Annotated in this window: 18 protein-coding genes and 1 pseudogene; 15 read left to right on the top strand and 4 right to left on the bottom strand. The window is 65.2% G+C overall.

The features are described 5' to 3' along the window. Window positions 1–84: 84 nt before the first annotated feature. From dmpI to OG300_RS35950, 3 genes and pseudogenes are all read left to right on the top strand, one after another. Window positions 85–273: pseudogene (gene dmpI / locus OG300_RS35960) on the top strand (4-oxalocrotonate tautomerase DmpI); the annotation flags it as partial. Window positions 274–356: 83 nt separating this feature from the next. Further along, window positions 357–1163: an alpha/beta fold hydrolase gene (locus OG300_RS35955; RefSeq protein ID WP_405488810.1), complete on the top strand. Its 807-nt coding sequence runs from the start codon at window positions 357–359 to the stop codon at window positions 1161–1163. Between the two features lie 125 nt (window positions 1164–1288). Further along, on the top strand, window positions 1289–1945 hold the full coding sequence (locus OG300_RS35950; protein ID WP_405488808.1) for a hypothetical protein: 657 nt from the start codon (window positions 1289–1291) through the stop codon (window positions 1943–1945). Between the two features lie 144 nt (window positions 1946–2089). Here the strand turns inward: OG300_RS35950 and OG300_RS35945 are convergent, their stop codons facing one another. Then, the gene (locus OG300_RS35945) at window positions 2090–2686 is read right to left on the bottom strand and encodes a helix-turn-helix domain-containing protein (protein ID WP_405488806.1); all 597 of its coding nucleotides are present in this window, start codon (window positions 2684–2686) and stop codon (window positions 2090–2092) included. Window positions 2687–2843: 157 nt separating this feature from the next. Between OG300_RS35945 and OG300_RS35940 the strand changes: the two genes are divergently transcribed. The 3 genes from OG300_RS35940 (at window position 2844) to OG300_RS35930 (ending at window position 5225) form a co-directional block, all read left to right on the top strand. Then, window positions 2844–3947 carry an aryl-sulfate sulfotransferase gene (locus tag OG300_RS35940; RefSeq protein WP_405488804.1) on the top strand — a complete coding sequence of 368 codons (1104 nt, stop codon included), beginning with the start codon at window positions 2844–2846 and terminating at the stop codon, window positions 3945–3947. A 41-nt stretch (window positions 3948–3988) separates the two neighbouring features. Next, complete coding sequence (locus OG300_RS35935; RefSeq protein ID WP_405488802.1) at window positions 3989–4165, top strand: hypothetical protein; 177 nt, start codon at window positions 3989–3991, stop codon at window positions 4163–4165. Between the two features lie 76 nt (window positions 4166–4241). Then, entirely contained in the window at window positions 4242–5225 is a 984-nt protein-coding gene (locus OG300_RS35930; RefSeq protein ID WP_405488800.1) for a cation diffusion facilitator family transporter, read from the top strand. A 28-nt stretch (window positions 5226–5253) separates the two neighbouring features. On the opposite strand, the gene OG300_RS35925 is transcribed toward OG300_RS35930, so the two are convergent. Further along, window positions 5254–6105, bottom strand: coding sequence for a helix-turn-helix transcriptional regulator (locus OG300_RS35925; protein ID WP_405488798.1), 852 nt, complete (start codon window positions 6103–6105; stop codon window positions 5254–5256). An 850-nt stretch (window positions 6106–6955) separates the two neighbouring features. Between OG300_RS35925 and OG300_RS35920 the strand changes: the two genes are divergently transcribed. The 6 genes from OG300_RS35920 (at window position 6956) to OG300_RS35895 (ending at window position 10761) form a co-directional block, all read left to right on the top strand. After that, window positions 6956–7507, top strand: a complete 552-nt coding sequence (locus OG300_RS35920; RefSeq protein WP_405488796.1) for a hypothetical protein — start codon at window positions 6956–6958, stop codon at window positions 7505–7507. Further along, window positions 7508–7831, top strand: coding sequence for a hypothetical protein (locus OG300_RS35915; protein ID WP_405488794.1), 324 nt, complete (start codon window positions 7508–7510; stop codon window positions 7829–7831). It abuts the gene before it with no gap. A 62-nt stretch (window positions 7832–7893) separates the two neighbouring features. Then, window positions 7894–8754 carry a hypothetical protein gene (locus OG300_RS35910; RefSeq protein ID WP_405488793.1) on the top strand — a complete coding sequence of 287 codons (861 nt, stop codon included), beginning with the start codon at window positions 7894–7896 and terminating at the stop codon, window positions 8752–8754. A 38-nt stretch (window positions 8755–8792) separates the two neighbouring features. Continuing rightward, window positions 8793–9299: a hypothetical protein gene (locus tag OG300_RS35905; RefSeq protein WP_405488791.1), complete on the top strand. Its 507-nt coding sequence runs from the start codon at window positions 8793–8795 to the stop codon at window positions 9297–9299. A gap of 304 nt (window positions 9300–9603) precedes the next feature. Then, a complete protein-coding gene (locus tag OG300_RS35900) occupies window positions 9604–9987 on the top strand; it encodes a hypothetical protein (RefSeq protein ID WP_405488789.1) in 384 nt (127 codons plus the stop codon). Between the two features lie 12 nt (window positions 9988–9999). Further along, window positions 10000–10761, top strand: a complete 762-nt coding sequence (locus OG300_RS35895; protein ID WP_405488787.1) for an SDR family oxidoreductase — start codon at window positions 10000–10002, stop codon at window positions 10759–10761. A gap of 68 nt (window positions 10762–10829) precedes the next feature. Here OG300_RS35895 and OG300_RS35890 read toward each other — a convergent pair whose 3' ends face one another. Together OG300_RS35890 and ctaD are read right to left on the bottom strand one after the other, a co-directional pair. After that, window positions 10830–12335 carry an AMP-binding protein gene (locus OG300_RS35890; protein WP_405488785.1) on the bottom strand — a complete coding sequence of 502 codons (1506 nt, stop codon included), beginning with the start codon at window positions 12333–12335 and terminating at the stop codon, window positions 10830–10832. Window positions 12336–12568: 233 nt separating this feature from the next. After that, window positions 12569–14308 (bottom strand): cytochrome c oxidase subunit I, encoded by a 1740-nt coding sequence (gene ctaD, locus OG300_RS35885; protein WP_405488783.1) that lies wholly within the window; start codon window positions 14306–14308, stop codon window positions 12569–12571. A 200-nt stretch (window positions 14309–14508) separates the two neighbouring features. On the opposite strand from ctaD, the gene OG300_RS35880 reads away from it, so the two are divergent. From OG300_RS35880 to crcB, 3 genes are all read left to right on the top strand, one after another. Continuing rightward, the gene (locus OG300_RS35880; RefSeq protein WP_405488781.1) at window positions 14509–14913 is read left to right on the top strand and encodes a hypothetical protein; all 405 of its coding nucleotides are present in this window, start codon (window positions 14509–14511) and stop codon (window positions 14911–14913) included. Window positions 14914–15111: 198 nt separating this feature from the next. Further along, window positions 15112–15612, top strand: coding sequence for a fluoride efflux transporter FluC (locus OG300_RS35875; protein ID WP_405488779.1), 501 nt, complete (start codon window positions 15112–15114; stop codon window positions 15610–15612). After that, window positions 15609–15971 (top strand): fluoride efflux transporter CrcB, encoded by a 363-nt coding sequence (crcB, locus tag OG300_RS35870; protein WP_405488777.1) that lies wholly within the window; start codon window positions 15609–15611, stop codon window positions 15969–15971. Before OG300_RS35875 ends, crcB begins: the two co-directional genes overlap by 4 nt. The last annotated feature ends 1 nt before the right edge of the window (window position 15972 follow it).

Here is a 15972-nt window from a genome sequence, read left to right as displayed (position 1 = left end):
TTCACAGGCCGCCGGAACAGCCGGAATCGGAATCGCAGGATTTCGAAATAGCCTGTACCACAACAGTTCTCGCCAAGGAGCAAGGTCATGCCGATCGTCACCGTGCAGCAGGGTCCCCGTACCGTCGAACTCAAGCGGGATCTGGTGCGCCGCATCACCGATGCCTTCGTCGACGCCTACCAGATCCCGGCCGAGGCCGTACAGGTCTGGATCCACGAAACCCCCACCGACAGCTGGGGCATCGGCGGCAAGCTCACCGCCGACGGCAAGTAGCCTTCGGCTCCGGGACCGGCTGCACGGCCGGTCCCACCGGGTACCGAAATCACCGAACCTTCACGCAGTCAAGGATTCTCGCCATGCCGTTCGCGCACACCACCCTGACCCACGGGCCCAGCGACGTCGAATACCTGGTGCGGGGCAGCGGGCCCGGCGTCGTGCTGGTGCACGGCACCTTCGCTGACGCCGAGGGCAATTGGGCCGATCTCATCGACGCGCTCGCCGACCGCTACACCGTCCTCGCGCCCAACTACGCCGGATCCGGGGCCACCACCGCCCCGACCGAGGTCAGCGTCACCGACCTCGCTCAGCAGGTGCTGGCCGCCGCCGATCACGCCGGGCTGGAGACCTTCCATCTCGCCGGGCACTCACTGGGCGCGGTCACCGCGGCGGCGCTGGCCGGGCTGCACCCCGAACGGGTGAATTCCCTGGTGCTGCACGCGCCCTGGGCCGTCACCCGGCCGCGCGGCGCGACCATGTTCTCGCTGTGGCTGGATCTGCTGCGCACCGATCGCCCCGCACTGGCGCGGCTGCTGCCGCTGACCGCGATGCGCCCGGAGACCATGGCGCAGTGGACTCCGGCGGAGATGGCCGCGACCGTGGCCGCGTTCGAGGGCATGATCGCCGAGCGGCATGCCGTGCAGGTGACGGCGGATCGGGATGCCGACATACGAGAGTTGTTGCCGCGCATCACCGCACCGACCCGGGTACTGGTGAGCGCGCACGATCAGATGATCCCGCCCGCCGGTCAGCGCGAGGTGGCGGCGGCCGTCCGCGGCGCGGAGACCGTCGAATTCGAGGCGGGACACGCGCTTCCACTCGAGGACGCGAACGGATTCTCGAAGGCGATCACCGAATTCTTCGATCAGATCGGCCACACCGCGTAGCCGGGCGTGACCGGCCGAAACGGCGAACCAACCCTTCGGTATCAACAGGTGTCGGACCCGTTCCAACCTGATATCGAGTACGAATGTGTGCAGGTGAGGCTCGGTTTTCGTGATAAACCGGCAGCATGACCGAGGTACACGGCACGCGGGCCGAGCCCACCCCTGCGGGGCGCTCGCTGGAATTCTGGGGCTACTGCATGTGGGGGCTGGCCGCGCTGGCCATCGCCGGACCCGAACTCGCCTCGGTCTTCCGGCTGGCCACCTGGCCGACCATCTCGAATACGGTGGGCCATCTCGAGACCCAGCATTCCTTCGTGCGGATCGTCACGGTCTCGGTGATCGTGCTGCTGGCCTACTACGCGGTCCCGCAACTGAGCATCTCCCCCGCACCGCAACCGCGTGAAGTCGCCGGGCGCACGCTCACCGCCAACGGCCGCGTCACCAAACCAGGTTCCCTGACCACTCTGATCGGACTGGGATATCTGCTCGCGGCGGTGGCGACCCTGGTGTTCGGCGTCGTGTTCGCGGCGGCAGACCGCGGCATGCGACCGGATTCGTATCTGGGCGCGTACGTGCTCTACGGCCTGATCGCCCTGATGTGGGTGATCGTGCCCAGTGCGCTGGCCATGTTCTTCACCCGGGATGTCCCCTTCCCCACCCTGTTTCGCACCATCGGCTACCTGGAACGGCGGGCGCACCCCCTCGCGGCGGTGCTGCTCGCCGCACTGGTGGTGCTGCTCATCCATCTCGCCTTCTACCCGTGGCCACGAGTGCAGAGCTGAGTCGAAAACAGCTGGCCGCGAGTTACTTTCGGCCGCGTAGGAGCAGGAAGGCCATGTAGGCGGCACCCGAGATGCCCACGACCACGACGACACCGATGGTTGTCAGGATTGCGTCCACCCTTGTGATTCTAGGCTTTTCGGCGCTCAGGGGTGGCGTGGTCGATGCGGGCGGCGGCGAATCGCCAGCGCGTCGGACACCGACAGCAGCAGTGTCGTGGTGTCGGGGGTGTGCGCCCACCAGCGATGCGGGACACCCGCGGTGCAGTAGAAGGTGTCGCCGGTGTCGAGCACGTGCTCGACATCCGCGGCGGCCACGGTGATGGTGCCGCGCACCACGTAGATCAATTCGTCGTTGGCATGGGTGAATTCGCGATCGCCGTGGGTCGCGCCACCGGTGAATTCCAGGGCGCGCAGGTCCCGGTCGCCGCGCGCCAGTGAGCGCACGGTGCCGCCCGCCGGATCGGCGTGGGCGGGGCGGATGTTCTCGTGCGCGCGGACCACCGGGGAATGCGGTGCGGTGTCGGCCTCGGCGAGCAGGTCGGTGGCGCTGGTGTCGAGTGCGTCCGCGATGCGTTGCAGCGAACGCAGACTGGTGTCGGTGCGGCCGTTCTCGAACTGGCTCAGGAACGACTGCGAGAGCGCCGTCAGTTCCGCGAGGCCGGAGAGAGTGAGTCCGGCCGCCAAGCGGCGGGCGTGCACCACCCGGCCCAGCCGTTGCCCGCCGCCGTGCTCGGATCCCACTCCCCGCGCCTCTCGTCGATCGATCACGGTCTCGCGCCGCCGGGTCATTCTCCATGCCGGTCGGGCAGGTCCCAGGGTTTGCCTCGAGGCAATCGGAACCCTTGTCGCACCGATCACTCTACTGAATATTCAGTGAGACTGAATTATTGGAGGATCGGTGGAGCAGAACACCCTCAAGCGGCGCGGCGTCGGACTCATCGGCGTCGATCCCGAGCTGGCATTTCCCGGATACACGCTGTACGCGCCGCTGGCCGGGAACGGCATCGTCGAGCTGGTCGACCTCAAAGGCGAATCGGCGCACCGCTGGCAGCTGCCGCACCGGCCGGGCCGTCACGCCCGGCTGCTGCCCGACGGCAGCCTCGCCTACAACGGCGCGACCCTCGCCGCCGGCGCGCTGTTCCCCATGTGGCGCAAGTACAGCGGTGGATCCATGGCCCGCTACGCGCCCGATGGCACCGTGATCGGCGAGCACCTCGACGAGCATCAGCACCACGACGCCCACCACTACGACGACGGGCGCGTGCTCTACGCCGCCGTCGAACCGCTGACCGGGGCGGCGGCGGCCCGCATTCGCGGCGGCGTCCCAGGCAGCGAGGCCGACGGGATCGTGTGGGCCGACGTCATTCGCGAGGTCGCGCCGGACGGCACGCCGCTGTGGGAGTGGAAGGCCGCCGAACACCTCGATCCGGCGGATCACGTTCTGCAGCCGCACTATTGGCGCGAGCACTGGCCGCTGATCAACAGCGTGCACCCGCTCGACGAGCACACCGTGGTGGCCAGTCTGCGCAGCGTGTCCGCGGTCATCCTGATCGACCGGCGCACCGGCGCGAGCACCACCCTCGCCGACCGCAATGTCCTGGCGCAGCAGCATCACGCCACGCCGGTCGGCGACGGCAGACTGCTGGTGTTCGACAACGGCACCTTCCGCACCGGGGAATCGGTCACCTACAGCCGGATCGTCGAATTCGAGCTGGCCACCGGCGACATCGTCTGGGAGTACCGGGATTCGCCGCGCGAGGCCTTCTTCACCCCGTACATGGGTGGCGCGCAACGACTTCCGAACGGCAACACGCTGATCACCGAGGCCGCGTTCGGGCGGCTGTTCGAGGTGACCCGCGATCGCCGGATCGTCTGGGAGTACGTGGTGCCGTCGTTCACCGAATACCCCGACGCGGACACCGCGCGGGTCTTCCCCGGCGTCTCGAACGCCCTGTTCCGGGCGTACCGGTACGGGGCCGACGAGATCCCCTGGCTGACGTAGGGGTACATGACGCGTTCGCTTCGGAGGCGTATGCAGGAGTGATGGGTCGCCATCCGCAGCGGACGCCCTTCTACGGGGCGCTGATGCTGATCGGAGTCATGGTCTCGGGACTGTGGGTCCGGGATTGGCCGTGGCTGTGGCTGCGGGTGGCGGGATTCGTGGCGCTGTTCCTGGTGGCGCTGGCCGGTTTTCTGATGACCTTCCGCGACTATTCATAGTGGTGATGGCGACAAAGGTTGCATACATAGCGATTCGTGCATATGGTTTGGCGTCGAAGCTATCGGAGGAGGGTGTATGAGCAGCGGGCATGATCACGGGCACGACCACGGGCATTCGCACGGGGCGACCGCGGACAGCGATAAGCGCTGGTTGGCGGGCGCGCTGGCGGTGATCGTGGCCTTCCTGGCCGGCGAGGTCGTCGTCGGCCTGCTCGCCAGTTCGCTGGCACTGCTCTCCGACGCCGCGCACATGCTCACCGACGCGGCCTCGATCGTGCTCGCGCTGTGGGCCATTCGACTGGCCGCCAAACCGGCGGAAGGCCGCATGACCTACGGCTGGAAGCGCGCCGAGATCCTGTCCGCCCAGGCCAACGGGCTCACCCTGCTGGGCTTGGCGGCCTGGCTGACCTACGAGGCCGTCCGCCGCCTCATCGACCCGCCCGACGTGAGCGGCAAGCTGGTGCTGATCACCGCACTCGTCGGTGTCGTGGTGAATGTGCTGGCCAGCTGGATGATCAGCCGCGCCAACCGGACCAGCCTCAATGTCGAAGGCGCGTACCAGCACATCCTCAACGACCTGTTCGCATTCATCGCCACCGCCGTGGCCGGTCTGATCATCATGCTCACCGGCTTCGCCCGCGCCGACGGCATCGCCACGCTGATCGTGGTGGTGCTCATGGTCAAGGCCGGGGTCGGTCTGGTCCGGGCCTCCGGGCGCATCTTCCTCGAGGCCGCGCCCGCCCACCTCGACCCGGTCGAGATCGGCCGCGAGATGGCCGCCGTCGGCGATGTCGTCGAGGTGCACGACCTGCACATCTGGGAGATCACCTCCGGCGTGCCGTCGCTGTCGGCGCACGTGCTGGTCGCGCCCGGCAAGGACTGCCAGGCCACCCGCGCCGACGTCGCCCACATGCTGGCCGACAAGTACCACATCGACCACGCGGTACTCCAGGTCGACTACACCGACCACGAGGACTGCACCGACACCGAGCACGAGCACGCCCCGCACTGCGAGGACTCGCACGGACCGGTGCATCGCAAATCGATTGCCGCCAACTGAGATTCGACGATCCGGGTCGGCGCGACGGTCAGTGACCGCCCGCGCCGACCCGATGCATGTCGACCAGGCGAGCCAGCGCCGCCGCGGCCTCGGAATCCGGGGCGGCGGTGTAGACCACCAGCAGCTGATCGGGATCGCCCGGCAGCGTGAGGGTTTCGTACCCGAGGTCCAGCCTGCCCACCTCCGGATGCTGAATCAGCTTGGTACCGAACGTCTTCTCCCGCACCGGATGCGCCGCCCACAGCGCGTCGAACGCGGCGCTACCCGCCGACAGTTCGGCCACCAGGCGCGCGAATTCCGGATCACCCGGATGGCGGGCGGCGTCCAGACGCAGGTACGAGACGGTCTCCTCGGCGGTGGCCTCCCACTCCGGATAGAACTCGCGCGCGGCCGGATCCAGGAACAGATAGCGCGCCTGGTTGCGCGCCGACGGATCCATTCGTGAGAACCGTGACACCAAGTCCCCCATGGCATTCCAAGCCAGCACGTCCATCCTGCGACCCAGCACGAAGGCCGGGGCGGTGAGGGCGTCCAACACCAGACGCGCACCGGGACGCAGCGCGTCGGTGTACACCCCGACTACCGTGGTGGGCCGCGCGTCGACCGTGCCTTTCGGGCGGGCCAGCGCATAGAGGTGCAGGCGCTCGGAATCACTGAGCCGAAGTGCCCGCGCGACCGCATCCAACACCGCATCCGAAACATGTTTGCCGCGACCCTGTTCCAGCCGGATGTAATAGTCGACGCTGACCCCCGCCAACTGCGCCACTTCCTCGCGGCGCAGGCCGGGCACCCGGCGGCGGCCGTATTCGCGCAGCCCGGCATCCCCGGGCTGGATGCGGGAGCGGCGCGAGCGCAGGAAGTCGCCCAGATCGGTGTCCATGCGTCCCACCCTACGAACCCAACCTGGTACTGCCGGACCCAGGAAAACCGGAACCCAGACCCTGAGGCCGACAGCATTGGCTTCACCCGAACGCCATGCTCAGACTGCCGACCCGACCGACCACACCAATTCCGCTGCAGCCCTGCGCCATTGGATACGGGAGGTCGGCAGTCCGACTGACCCGAGATGCGGCAATCCCCAAGCCAACTTGGGATCAACTCAACCGACCAGCGTGTTACGCTGACACGAATTCGGGGATGATGACATAGGGGCCAGGGGATGAGTCGCGGACGTACAGGCAGATTGCGGCCTGCCGACGCGGGGACGGACCAGATGCTCGAGACGCAGCAGCCACCGTTGCAGGCGCGCGCGCTCGTCGACATCGATGGGGGACTTCGCTCATGCAGACCGGGCACAGCCGCGTGAAATGGACGTGCAGCATCGCGACAGCGGAGGCGATGTTCAACACCACGCACACCACCACGACTGGAACCGTGAGCCACTAGCCCCTCCGCTGGCAACACTGAAGACCCACATTGCTGGACGAATTGCGTATCCGCGCACCACGGCACAGCTCGCCCTGAGTCATCGCGCGCAACAAGCCTCGACGGTCACTTGACCTGTCCACCTCGGCGGACCCCTGATAGCCTCTACAGCCGAGTTGATCTTTATCCAAGGGGGTGTCGCTCACCATATGGTGATTCGGTATACGAATTTCGGGGGTCGTGACGACGACTGGGACGACGATCCGTCGCCTCAGCCGACTCGACCGGCCATACAGGCGAGGCCTCCGACCCCGGCCCCTTCTTCGCAACCGCGCGGGGGCGCAGCGGGAACCGCATTGGTTTCCATGGAAGTCGACAGCGCATGGCTTCCAACCCGACTTGAGTTCAGTCAAAATTGGCAAAATCAAGTGTCCGCGAACAAGGTCGGCACTGAAATAATGAATGCATACACAGCTGCGATAAATCGAAGAAGCGAACGAATGTTTGCACTCACTGGCGGCAAAACACCCCCTCGACACGAGGGAATTATTTCAGCTCGGCAGCGATTGATGATGCTGATCGAAACAGATACATGGGAGCAATACACTCAGGTTCAGAATGCGACGCTCGGCCTTGGAAACTACCGCGCCTCGGGACCGACGGAAGTCAACGATGAGCCCGTGATGTATATCGCAGGAACGAGATTTATGATCCAGTCGGTTCAAGTCTGGACGGGCTGGGAGGGCTGCACCGATCCGGTGCGGCTTGAGAGCGAAGTTCTTGGATGCATCGACAAGATTCGTGGGCTACGGCCTCGACCAGCGGTACGGGGCGACTACTCTTCATATTCCGACGACGAGCTGTCCAGGTGGGATGATCAGCATCGCTCCAGGCTGATTGAAAGAAGAGAACTCTAAATGGGTAAAGCACCTTCAGACACCAAGATTACTGCATCTCTGGAAAAGCTGGCCACAGCAGCGAATCGCTGGGAAGATGCGAGCACCAATTTGACTACTGCCGCCATGAAAACTCTCGACCATGGGGCGAATGTTTCCGAATCGGAAGTTGGCTTGTTCACTGACTTCTATGACGCGTATAAGAAGGTTCCCGGAACCGCATATTTCAGACTCACCGAAGGTGCGGAGGTCTTCAAGATGATTGGCACTAACTTGAAGAACGGGCACGATCTGTATCAAAAGCAAGAAGAAGATAACCGATCTGCGTTCGACGCATTGTACTAGCGGGGGTAGACATGGGAACACTGGAGCAGACCAGAGCAAATCTAGGCGACTACATAGCACAAATGACCGCCGATGACCCAAAGCTCGACGGACTGACCGCCCAGGTCGATGCGGTCTATAAGATGGCCGACGACATGATCAGCTTTTTCGATGGCGGCAAAGAGCTGGGCACGTGGCCAATAACATTCAAGAACCCTCTTCATGCCTACCTCATCGGCGACGACGAAGACAGCGTGAAGGACCACATCAAGAAGGCCATCAGCGGCGATCAGTCGACCGGCCAACCTGGAATCCGCCCGTTCCTCGTCGGGGCCAAGTTGCCCCAGACTCTAATCGACATCGCTGGGACATGGAGGAGCGCAATCGGCACTCCGTTGGCTAACGCAGTGACTGACTACAACGACACCAACCTCAGTGGGCATTGGAGCGGTCCGGCCCATGATATCTACAACGCGCAACGCGTCGATAAGCAGAAGCCAGCGTTGGACGCAATGGTCAAGTACACGACAGATGCCGCCGGGTGCCTGGAATCGGTTGCAACTAGCGTCGAATCGCTGTATGCGAACCTTGCCAAGAATATTACTGATATGATCGCTGCCGTAGCCTATTCAGTATCGAAACAGCTGTCCCCCACTGCCGTTGTCAGTTTGATGTCAGCCTACGCGAACACTGTCATTGACCTTTGCAAGGCTATCGTGAAGGCGATCATCGACATCCTGGAGACTTCAACAAAGGTGTCTGTACAATCAGGCATCTTGAAGGCCCTGACCGACGTCCCTACCGGCATGCCCAATGGCCACTGGCCGGATGCACAGGGACAGGGTACAGATGCAGCCACGCGCAACGAGCTCGTGACTGCACTTGGTGGCATCACCATGGACGGCGGATCAGTGAGCTGGAAAATACCGACGGATAGGGCGTAGGAATGTCGAGAGCAAACCGTTTCCTACCGTTGATAGCCTTGCCTTTGCTGATGATGCCCGTAAGCTGCGGTAACCCTTTTCGCGACTCCCTGGCTACGGACCTGGATACCAAACCTTCTCAATACCAGCAGGGCAAGGTGTGCCGCCAGTTCGCGGACTTCCTAAATACTGATTTATCCGCCGGTGGGGCAGATTATCGAGGCACTGAAGCTCAGACTTTTTTCGACAAGCCAATCGAGTGGACGACGACATGCCTTCCGTCTACCACAGATGGAATTGCGGGGACGCTGCAAGTTATCAATCCCCGATCGAAAGGCACCGTCGAGCCAACGGATAAGAATTTCCAGGCCACACAGGGATTCGACGAGAAGGTCTGGCTGGCTGACGGGAACAAATTCCGCACCCAAGTTGGATCGTGGGTTGTGGAGATGAGGATCTCGACTGAAAATATTAAGACTCCATCTGGCACGCTATCGATGACCAACGAACAAACTCGACAAGCTGTCGACTTTGTGATCGGTGTGGCGCGAGAAGTGCAGGGCTAGTTCAGTTCGAGCTGCGATGTGGTATGGCGGTCTCGTGTAACTCTACGCTCTGCGCGTTGTGTGTCAGTCCTCAGAGCGGCTAACGAGATCGAGAGGCTGTCCCAATGAGGAGTGCGTAACGAAACTGCACCCCCGCCAGCTGCGCCACCTCCTCGCGCCGCGCTCCATTCTGATCCACCGCACCGGGATGGCAAGACCACTTTCGATATGACTTGCCATCTTTCTTGCCTGGCACGCGTCGCGATTTGCTCGTTGTGAACCAGCCGTGGCCGATGAGGACGAACTACCGCGGGAAGGGGCAACCATGCGATACAAGCCGACTTGTGTGGGCTACCTCCGGACCGACGTGTCAGGTGTGGCGTTGCTGTGGGACCAGGGCCAAATCCGCAAGCTCGCAACATGTCTGGGCTACGACTTCGCCGACATGGTGATCTATGACCCGAAGTTCGGGCGGCCTCCGCTGGCTCGGCTGAAGGCACAGGTGACCCGATTGGATGCCGAAGCGGTCATCGTTCCGAGTCCTGAGCACTTCGAAGGCGGGGAGATGCCCGGATCGCTGGTTCGGCAGATCGATGTGATCGCCGTGAACCCCGAAGCCGATCCTGGTACTGGCGGACCCAGGAAAAGCGGAACCCTCGCTGCTCCTTTCACGCTCTCGCAAGATGAGTTTCACAAGCGAGAACGATGAAGGAGCAAGACAGTGAGCTACGAAAACCTGGCCGGACGCACCGCTGTGATCGTCGGAGCCGCAAGCGGCATGGGCGAGGCTACCGCGCTGTTGCTGGCCCGCAGCGGTGCCCGGGTCGCCCTGCTGGCCCGCCGCGCGGACCGGTTGGAGACCCTGGCCGCCAAGATCGAGGCCGAGAGCGGGACCGCGCTGGCGGTGACCGTGGACGTCACCGATTCGGCGAGCGTCACTGCGGCCGCCGACGCCGTGCACGCGGCGTTCGGAGCCGTCGACCTGGTGGTGAACTCGGCGGGCGTGATGCTGCCCAACCCGATCACCGACGGGCGCGAGGACGAATGGACCCGCATGCTCGACACCAATGTGGGTGGGCGGCTGCGGATCATCCGGGCCTTCGTGCCCGATCTGCTGGCCGCCGCTGAGGCGGGGCGCACCGCCGATCTGGTCAATATCTCCTCGATCGGGGCGCACCTGCCGTTCCCGAACTACGCGGTGTACGGGGCGACGCAGGCCGCCATCACCCAGCTGTCGGCCACGCTGCGTGCCGAGCTCGCGCCGCGCAATGTCCGGATCACCAATATCGAACCGGGACTGACCGATACCGAGCTCGGCACCCACATCGACAACGCGGACCTGAGCGGACAGCTCGACGGCATGTTCACCGCCATGACGCCGCTGAGCCCGGACGACATCGCCGATCTGATCGGGTACACCACCAGCCGTCCGGCGCACGTCAACCTGCGTCAGATCATCGCACTGCCCACCAAGCAGGCGTGAGCGATGCCGGAAAGAACTGCGGCTCGACCGGATTCGGTCGAGCCGCAGGGCAATTCGTCGACAGATTCTCAGTGCCAGGTAACCGGGGTGGTCGCCGCACGAGGGGTGGGGACCTGGCCGATCGGCTGGGCGCCGAGGCGGCCGTGATGCTCGAGCTGGCCGTCGGGGCGCCAGCTGCCGAGTTCGGTGGTGCGGTACATGCGGGTGCCCACCCCGAACGGATCCGGGACGAAATGGGGTGCGGTCGCGCCCGGGCGATGATGGTAACCGCGCGCCAAACCCGCTCCGCCGATGTAGATCTCACCGACGACGCCGGGCGGCACCTGGTTCAGCTGCTCGTCGAGGATGTAGCAGCGCGAACCCACGACCGGGCCGCCGATCGGGACGGCCGAGTGGGGGGCCGCGGTGGCCAGGGCGAGGCTGACGGTGGAGCAGATGCTGGTCTCCGACCAGCCGTAGCCGCTCACGAACGACCTTCCGGCCGACCAGATTCCGGTCAGCTTGGCGGGGCAGGCCGCACCGGTGGTGGCCAGCAGCCGCAGGTGCGGGAGTGGTTCCGCGCCGGGGAGGGTGGCCAGGATGTGCGGGGTCAGCACCGCGTGCGTGACACGGGCGGCGACCATCAGCTCGTAGAGGTCCGCGCCCGCGTAGGGTCCGGGCGGGGCCAGTACCAGCGCCGCACCGGAGGCCAGGGCCAGCAGCAGTTCCCACACCGCGGTGTCCCGGCCCGGCGCGGCGGCGGCCAGCACCCGGGCGTCCGGGTCGGTATCGCAGCGCTGCGCCTGGGTGACGACCAGGTTCGCCAGCCCGGCGTGGGTAATCGTTGCGCCCCTGACGATTCCGGTCGACTCGTGCGGGTAGACCAGGTAGGCGGGATGCTGCAGGCGCAGCGGCCGCACCCGTTCGGCATCGGCGATGGCGGCGGGACCCACCCAGCCGCCGGGTTCGCTCTCCCCGCTGGTGCGGCGCGGTGGCTCGTTCGGGTTCGCGGCGAGCAGGGCCACGGCGCGGGCGTCGAGGACGTCGACGGGAATGCCGTCCCGGTCCAGGGGCCCGATCGGGTCGATCGACAGCCACTCCCCGGCGGCCATGACCGGCAGCGTGCTGCGCCGGTGCTCGGCCGTAATGCCCGCTACCGCACCGGAATCCAGCAGGATCGGCGCGATGCGCGCGGCGGGGGCGTCCGGGTCGACGGCGAGGAAGGCGGCTCCGGCGTACGCCACCGCGCACACCGCCACCACCCACTCCGGTGACCGCGGCAGCGCGACGGCGACCACGTCCTCGGGCCCGATGCCGGACCTGATAAGCTTGCGCGCCAACGCATTCGAGCGCCGCACCAGTTCCCGATAGGTGAGCGTGACCTCGTCGCAGACCACCGCGGCGGCCTCCGGATCGTAGGACGCGGCGCGCGCGAGCAATTGGGGCAGTGTCAGCGGCACAGCCTGACTGGTGTCGTTCCACCGCCGCAGCTGCCGCCGCCACTCATGGCCGGAATCCGCATGCGCGGTCTCGTAATCGGCCTGGCGGGCGTACTGCGTAACGGTGTCGCAAACATCCGGAGAATCGGAGAGCATTGTCCCTCCCGAAGTCGAGACCTGCGAATTTATCCGGAGCGCGGCGGTTTCGCGCTCCCGATGCGGACAGTACAGCACTAAGTCAGCAACTTATCCGCAATTTGTTTCGTGCCGCAGATGGACGTCCGATAAGTCGCCATGTGGACAAATGATCAGTGAGTCGCACCGGCCCGGAAACGAAAGCGGCGCGGCAACCGTTCGAAAACGGCTGCCGCGCCACACCTTCGGAAGTACTAGCTGGAGGGGGTCTTCTCGAGCTCGACCACCTCGTGATGCTGCGAGCCCCAGCCCACGTGCGCCTCCGCGCGCATCCGGTCCACCATGTGCGGGTAGTGCAACTCGAACGCCGGACGCTCCGAACGAATCGGCGGCAGCTCGTAGAAGTTGTGCCGCGGCGGCGGGCAGGAGGTCGCCCACTCCAGCGAGTTGCCGTAGCCCCACGGATCGTCCACCGTCACCACTTCGCCGTAGCGGTAGGACTTGAAGACGTTCCAGACGAACGGCAGCATCGACGCGCCCAGGATGAACGAACCGATGGTGGAAATGGTGTTGAGCGTGGTGAATCCGTCGCTCGGCAGGTAGTCGGCGTAGCGCCGCGGCATGCCCTCCGCGCCCAGCCAGTGCTGCACCAGGAACGTCATGTGGAAGCCGATGAAGGTCGCCCAGAAGTGCCACTTGCCCAGGCGCTCGTCGAGCATGCGACCGGTCATCTTCGGGAACCAGAAGTAGATGCCCGCGAAGGTCGCGAAGGCGATCGTGCCGAAGAGCACGTAATGGAAGTGCGCCACAACGAAATACGAGTCGGACACGTGGAAGTCCAGCGGCGGCGACGCCAGGATGACACCGGAGAGGCCACCGAACAGGAACGTCACGATGAACCCGACCGACCACAGCATCGGCGTCTCGAAGGTGAGCTGGCCGCGCCACATGGTGCCGATCCAGTTGAAGAACTTCACACCGGTCGGGACCGCGATCAGGAACGTCATGAACGAGAAGTACGGCAGCAGTACCGAACCCGTGGCGTACATGTGGTGCGCCCACACCGCGATCGAGAGCGCGGCGATCGAGGCCGTCGCGTAGACCAGGGTGGTGTAACCGAAGATCGGCTTGCGGCTGAAGACCGGGAAGATCTCCGACACGATGCCGAAGAACGGCAGCGCGATGATGTAGACCTCCGGATGGCCGAAGTACCAGAACAAGTGCTGGTACAGGATGGCCCCGCCATTGGCCGGATCGTAGATGTGCCCGCCCAGGTGGCGGTCGTAGGCCAGCCCGAACAGCGCGGCGGTCAGCAGCGGGAAGGCCAGCAGCACCAGGATCGAGGTGATGGCGATGTTCCAGGTGAAGATCGGCATCCGGAACATGGTCATACCCGGGCAGCGCAGGCAGACCACGGTGGTGAGCATGTTGACGCCACCGAGGATGGTGCCCAGACCGGAGACGGCCAGACCCAGAATCCACAGGTCACCGCCGACGCCCGGCGAGTGCACGATGTCCGACAGCGGCGTGTACGCGGTCCAGCCGAAGTCGGCCGCGCCGCCCGGGGTCAGGAATCCGGCGGTCGCCATCGACGCACCGAACAGGTACAGCCAGTAGCTGAAGGCGTTCAGCCGCGGGAACGCGACATCGGGCGCGCCGATCTGCAAGGGCAGCACGATGTTCGCGAAGCCGAACACGATCGCCGTCGCGTAGAACAGCAGCATGATCGTGCCGTGCATGGTGAACAGCTGGTTGAACTGCTCGGGCGAGAGGAACTGCATGCCCGGCCGGGCCAGCTCGGCGCGCATGAGCAGCGCCATGATGCCGCCGATGAGGAAGAACGTGATGGCGGTGGTCAGGTACATGATCCCGAGCACCTTGGGGTCGGTCGTGGTGACCGCCTTGTAGATGAACGAACCCTTGGGGCCCAGTCTCGCTGGGAACGGGCGCACCGCCTCGAGGTTCTGTTCAGGCTTTGGAGCGACTGCAGTCACCGCATCCTCCTCGGGAGGGGTTCCGTCCAGCTCTACCAATCGGGGCACATAGAACGGCGCACAGCGTACCGACAGCAAATCGATCTTCGCGGAAAACACTCCGGTCGGCATGAATCGCGATCGAATTGGAAGACTATTCAACCGCCGTTCACCGCGTGGGGTCACGAAAACATCAGGATTCGCGCTTCACTATCTGAGTCATGTCTCGATCGCTCCGCCGCCGCCTGCTCACCCTCGGGGTGCTCGGCACCCTCGGCACGGTGCTCGCCGCCGGGACCGCCAGCACGGCCAACGGCGAACCCCGCGCTGTCATCCAGGGCCGCACCGAGATCACCGCCAAGGTCACCGGCGAGAAACCCGGATATCGCTGCCTGATAGCGGGCAAGGACATCAGCGGCCCGTGGGGCACCGTCGCACCCGACGGCACCGTGACCCTCACCCTCGGCGGAGTCAAGGACCCGGGCAAGCATCTGCGCGTGCTCTGCGAGGACCCCAAACGCGGCGACCCCAGCCTGCACACCGTGCGCTCGGACCGGGTCGCCTACGACGGGATGCTGGCCCCGATCCGGCAGATCATGAACAACCGACTCTTCGGCTCGCACTGAGCCCGTCGCGAGGGTTCCCGCGGCAGCCGCTCGTGATGTCGAGCACCTTCGACCCGGAATCCGGCCGCAGCGGTTAGCCTTATCGGCTGAATGCGGCGGTGGGGCTCGCCGCTCCGGACCCGGTCCGGAACAACCGTGGTTTCACCACCAACAGTCCCTACGCATGACCCCTTGGCGGCTATGGCGTAGGAGACCCTTGTGCCCAACAGTGTGACTGCCGAATCCGGCGAGCCGATCGACCCCGATATCGATCTGCATCAACCCGAGCAAGAGCGAGAACTGCTGCGCTCGCCGGGCGCGATCCTGGCGGCGACCAGTTGCGGTGGCGCGCTCGGCGCGCTGGCCCGCTACGGACTCATCCAGGCGTGGCCGACTCCGGCCGGGCATTTCCCGTGGGCCGTCTTCACCATCAATGTGCTGGGCTGCTTCCTGATCGGGGTGCTCATGGTGTCGATCACCGAGATCCGGCCCGCACATCCGGTGGTGCGCCCGTTCCTCGGCGTCGGAATCCTCGGCGGGTTCACCACGTTCTCGACCTACACCAATGACATTCGCGCACTGCTGCATCCGGGTGCGGCGGTGACCGCGTTCGCGTATCTGTCGGGGACGCTGGTGTGCGCACTGCTGGCGACGCTGACCGCGATCCGACTCACCCGGTGGGTGTACCGGGCGACCTCACTCCGGAAGGCCGTGGCATGAGCGTGCTGCTGATCATTCTCGGTGCGGCCGTGGGCGCGCCGCTGCGCTACCTGGGCGACCGGGCCGTGCAGAACCGGCACGACAGCGTATTCCCCTGGGGCACACTGACGATCAATGTCTCGGGCTGCCTGATCCTGGGCGCGCTCACCGGCGCGGCGCTGTCCTCGCCGTGGATGACGTTGGCGGGCACCGGTTTCTGCGGTGCGCTCACCACCTACAGCACCTTCAGCTACGAGACCGTGCGGCTGGCCGAGCAGCGCGTCTACCTGTACGCGGCGTTCAATGTCATCGTCAGCGTGCTGGCGGGGCTCGGCGCGGTGCTGCTCGGCTACACGGCCACCCAGGCACTGTTCGGCTGAG

The sequence above is a fragment of the Nocardia sp. NBC_00511 genome (genome assembly GCF_045161165.1).
Classification (GTDB): domain Bacteria; phylum Actinomycetota; class Actinomycetes; order Mycobacteriales; family Mycobacteriaceae; genus Nocardia.
The sequence above is the reverse complement of the archived record's forward strand: the minus strand, read 5'-3'. Positions and strand labels throughout refer to the sequence as shown.

Bases quoted from the DNA above. Each gene is read 5' to 3' on its own strand.
- OG300_RS35955 (WP_405488810.1), top strand. From the start codon at position 357: ATGCCGTTCGCGCACACCACCCTGACCCACGGGCCCAGCGACGTCGAA.
- OG300_RS35950 (WP_405488808.1), top strand. From the start codon at position 1,289: ATGACCGAGGTACACGGCACGCGGGCCGAGCCCACCCCTGCGGGGCGC.
- OG300_RS35935 (WP_405488802.1), top strand. From the start codon at position 3,989: ATGGGTCGCCATCCGCAGCGGACGCCCTTCTACGGGGCGCTGATGCTG.
- OG300_RS35930 (WP_405488800.1), top strand. From the start codon at position 4,242: ATGAGCAGCGGGCATGATCACGGGCACGACCACGGGCATTCGCACGGG.
- OG300_RS35925 (WP_405488798.1), bottom strand. From the start codon at position 6,105: ATGGACACCGATCTGGGCGACTTCCTGCGCTCGCGCCGCTCCCGCATC.
- OG300_RS35920 (WP_405488796.1), top strand. From the start codon at position 6,956: ATGGAAGTCGACAGCGCATGGCTTCCAACCCGACTTGAGTTCAGTCAA.
- OG300_RS35915 (WP_405488794.1), top strand. From the start codon at position 7,508: ATGGGTAAAGCACCTTCAGACACCAAGATTACTGCATCTCTGGAAAAG.
- OG300_RS35910 (WP_405488793.1), top strand. From the start codon at position 7,894: ATGACCGCCGATGACCCAAAGCTCGACGGACTGACCGCCCAGGTCGAT.
- OG300_RS35900 (WP_405488789.1), top strand. From the start codon at position 9,604: ATGCGATACAAGCCGACTTGTGTGGGCTACCTCCGGACCGACGTGTCA.
- OG300_RS35890 (WP_405488785.1), bottom strand. From the start codon at position 12,335: ATGCTCTCCGATTCTCCGGATGTTTGCGACACCGTTACGCAGTACGCC.
- OG300_RS35880 (WP_405488781.1), top strand. From the start codon at position 14,509: ATGTCTCGATCGCTCCGCCGCCGCCTGCTCACCCTCGGGGTGCTCGGC.
- crcB (WP_405488777.1), top strand. From the start codon at position 15,609: ATGAGCGTGCTGCTGATCATTCTCGGTGCGGCCGTGGGCGCGCCGCTG.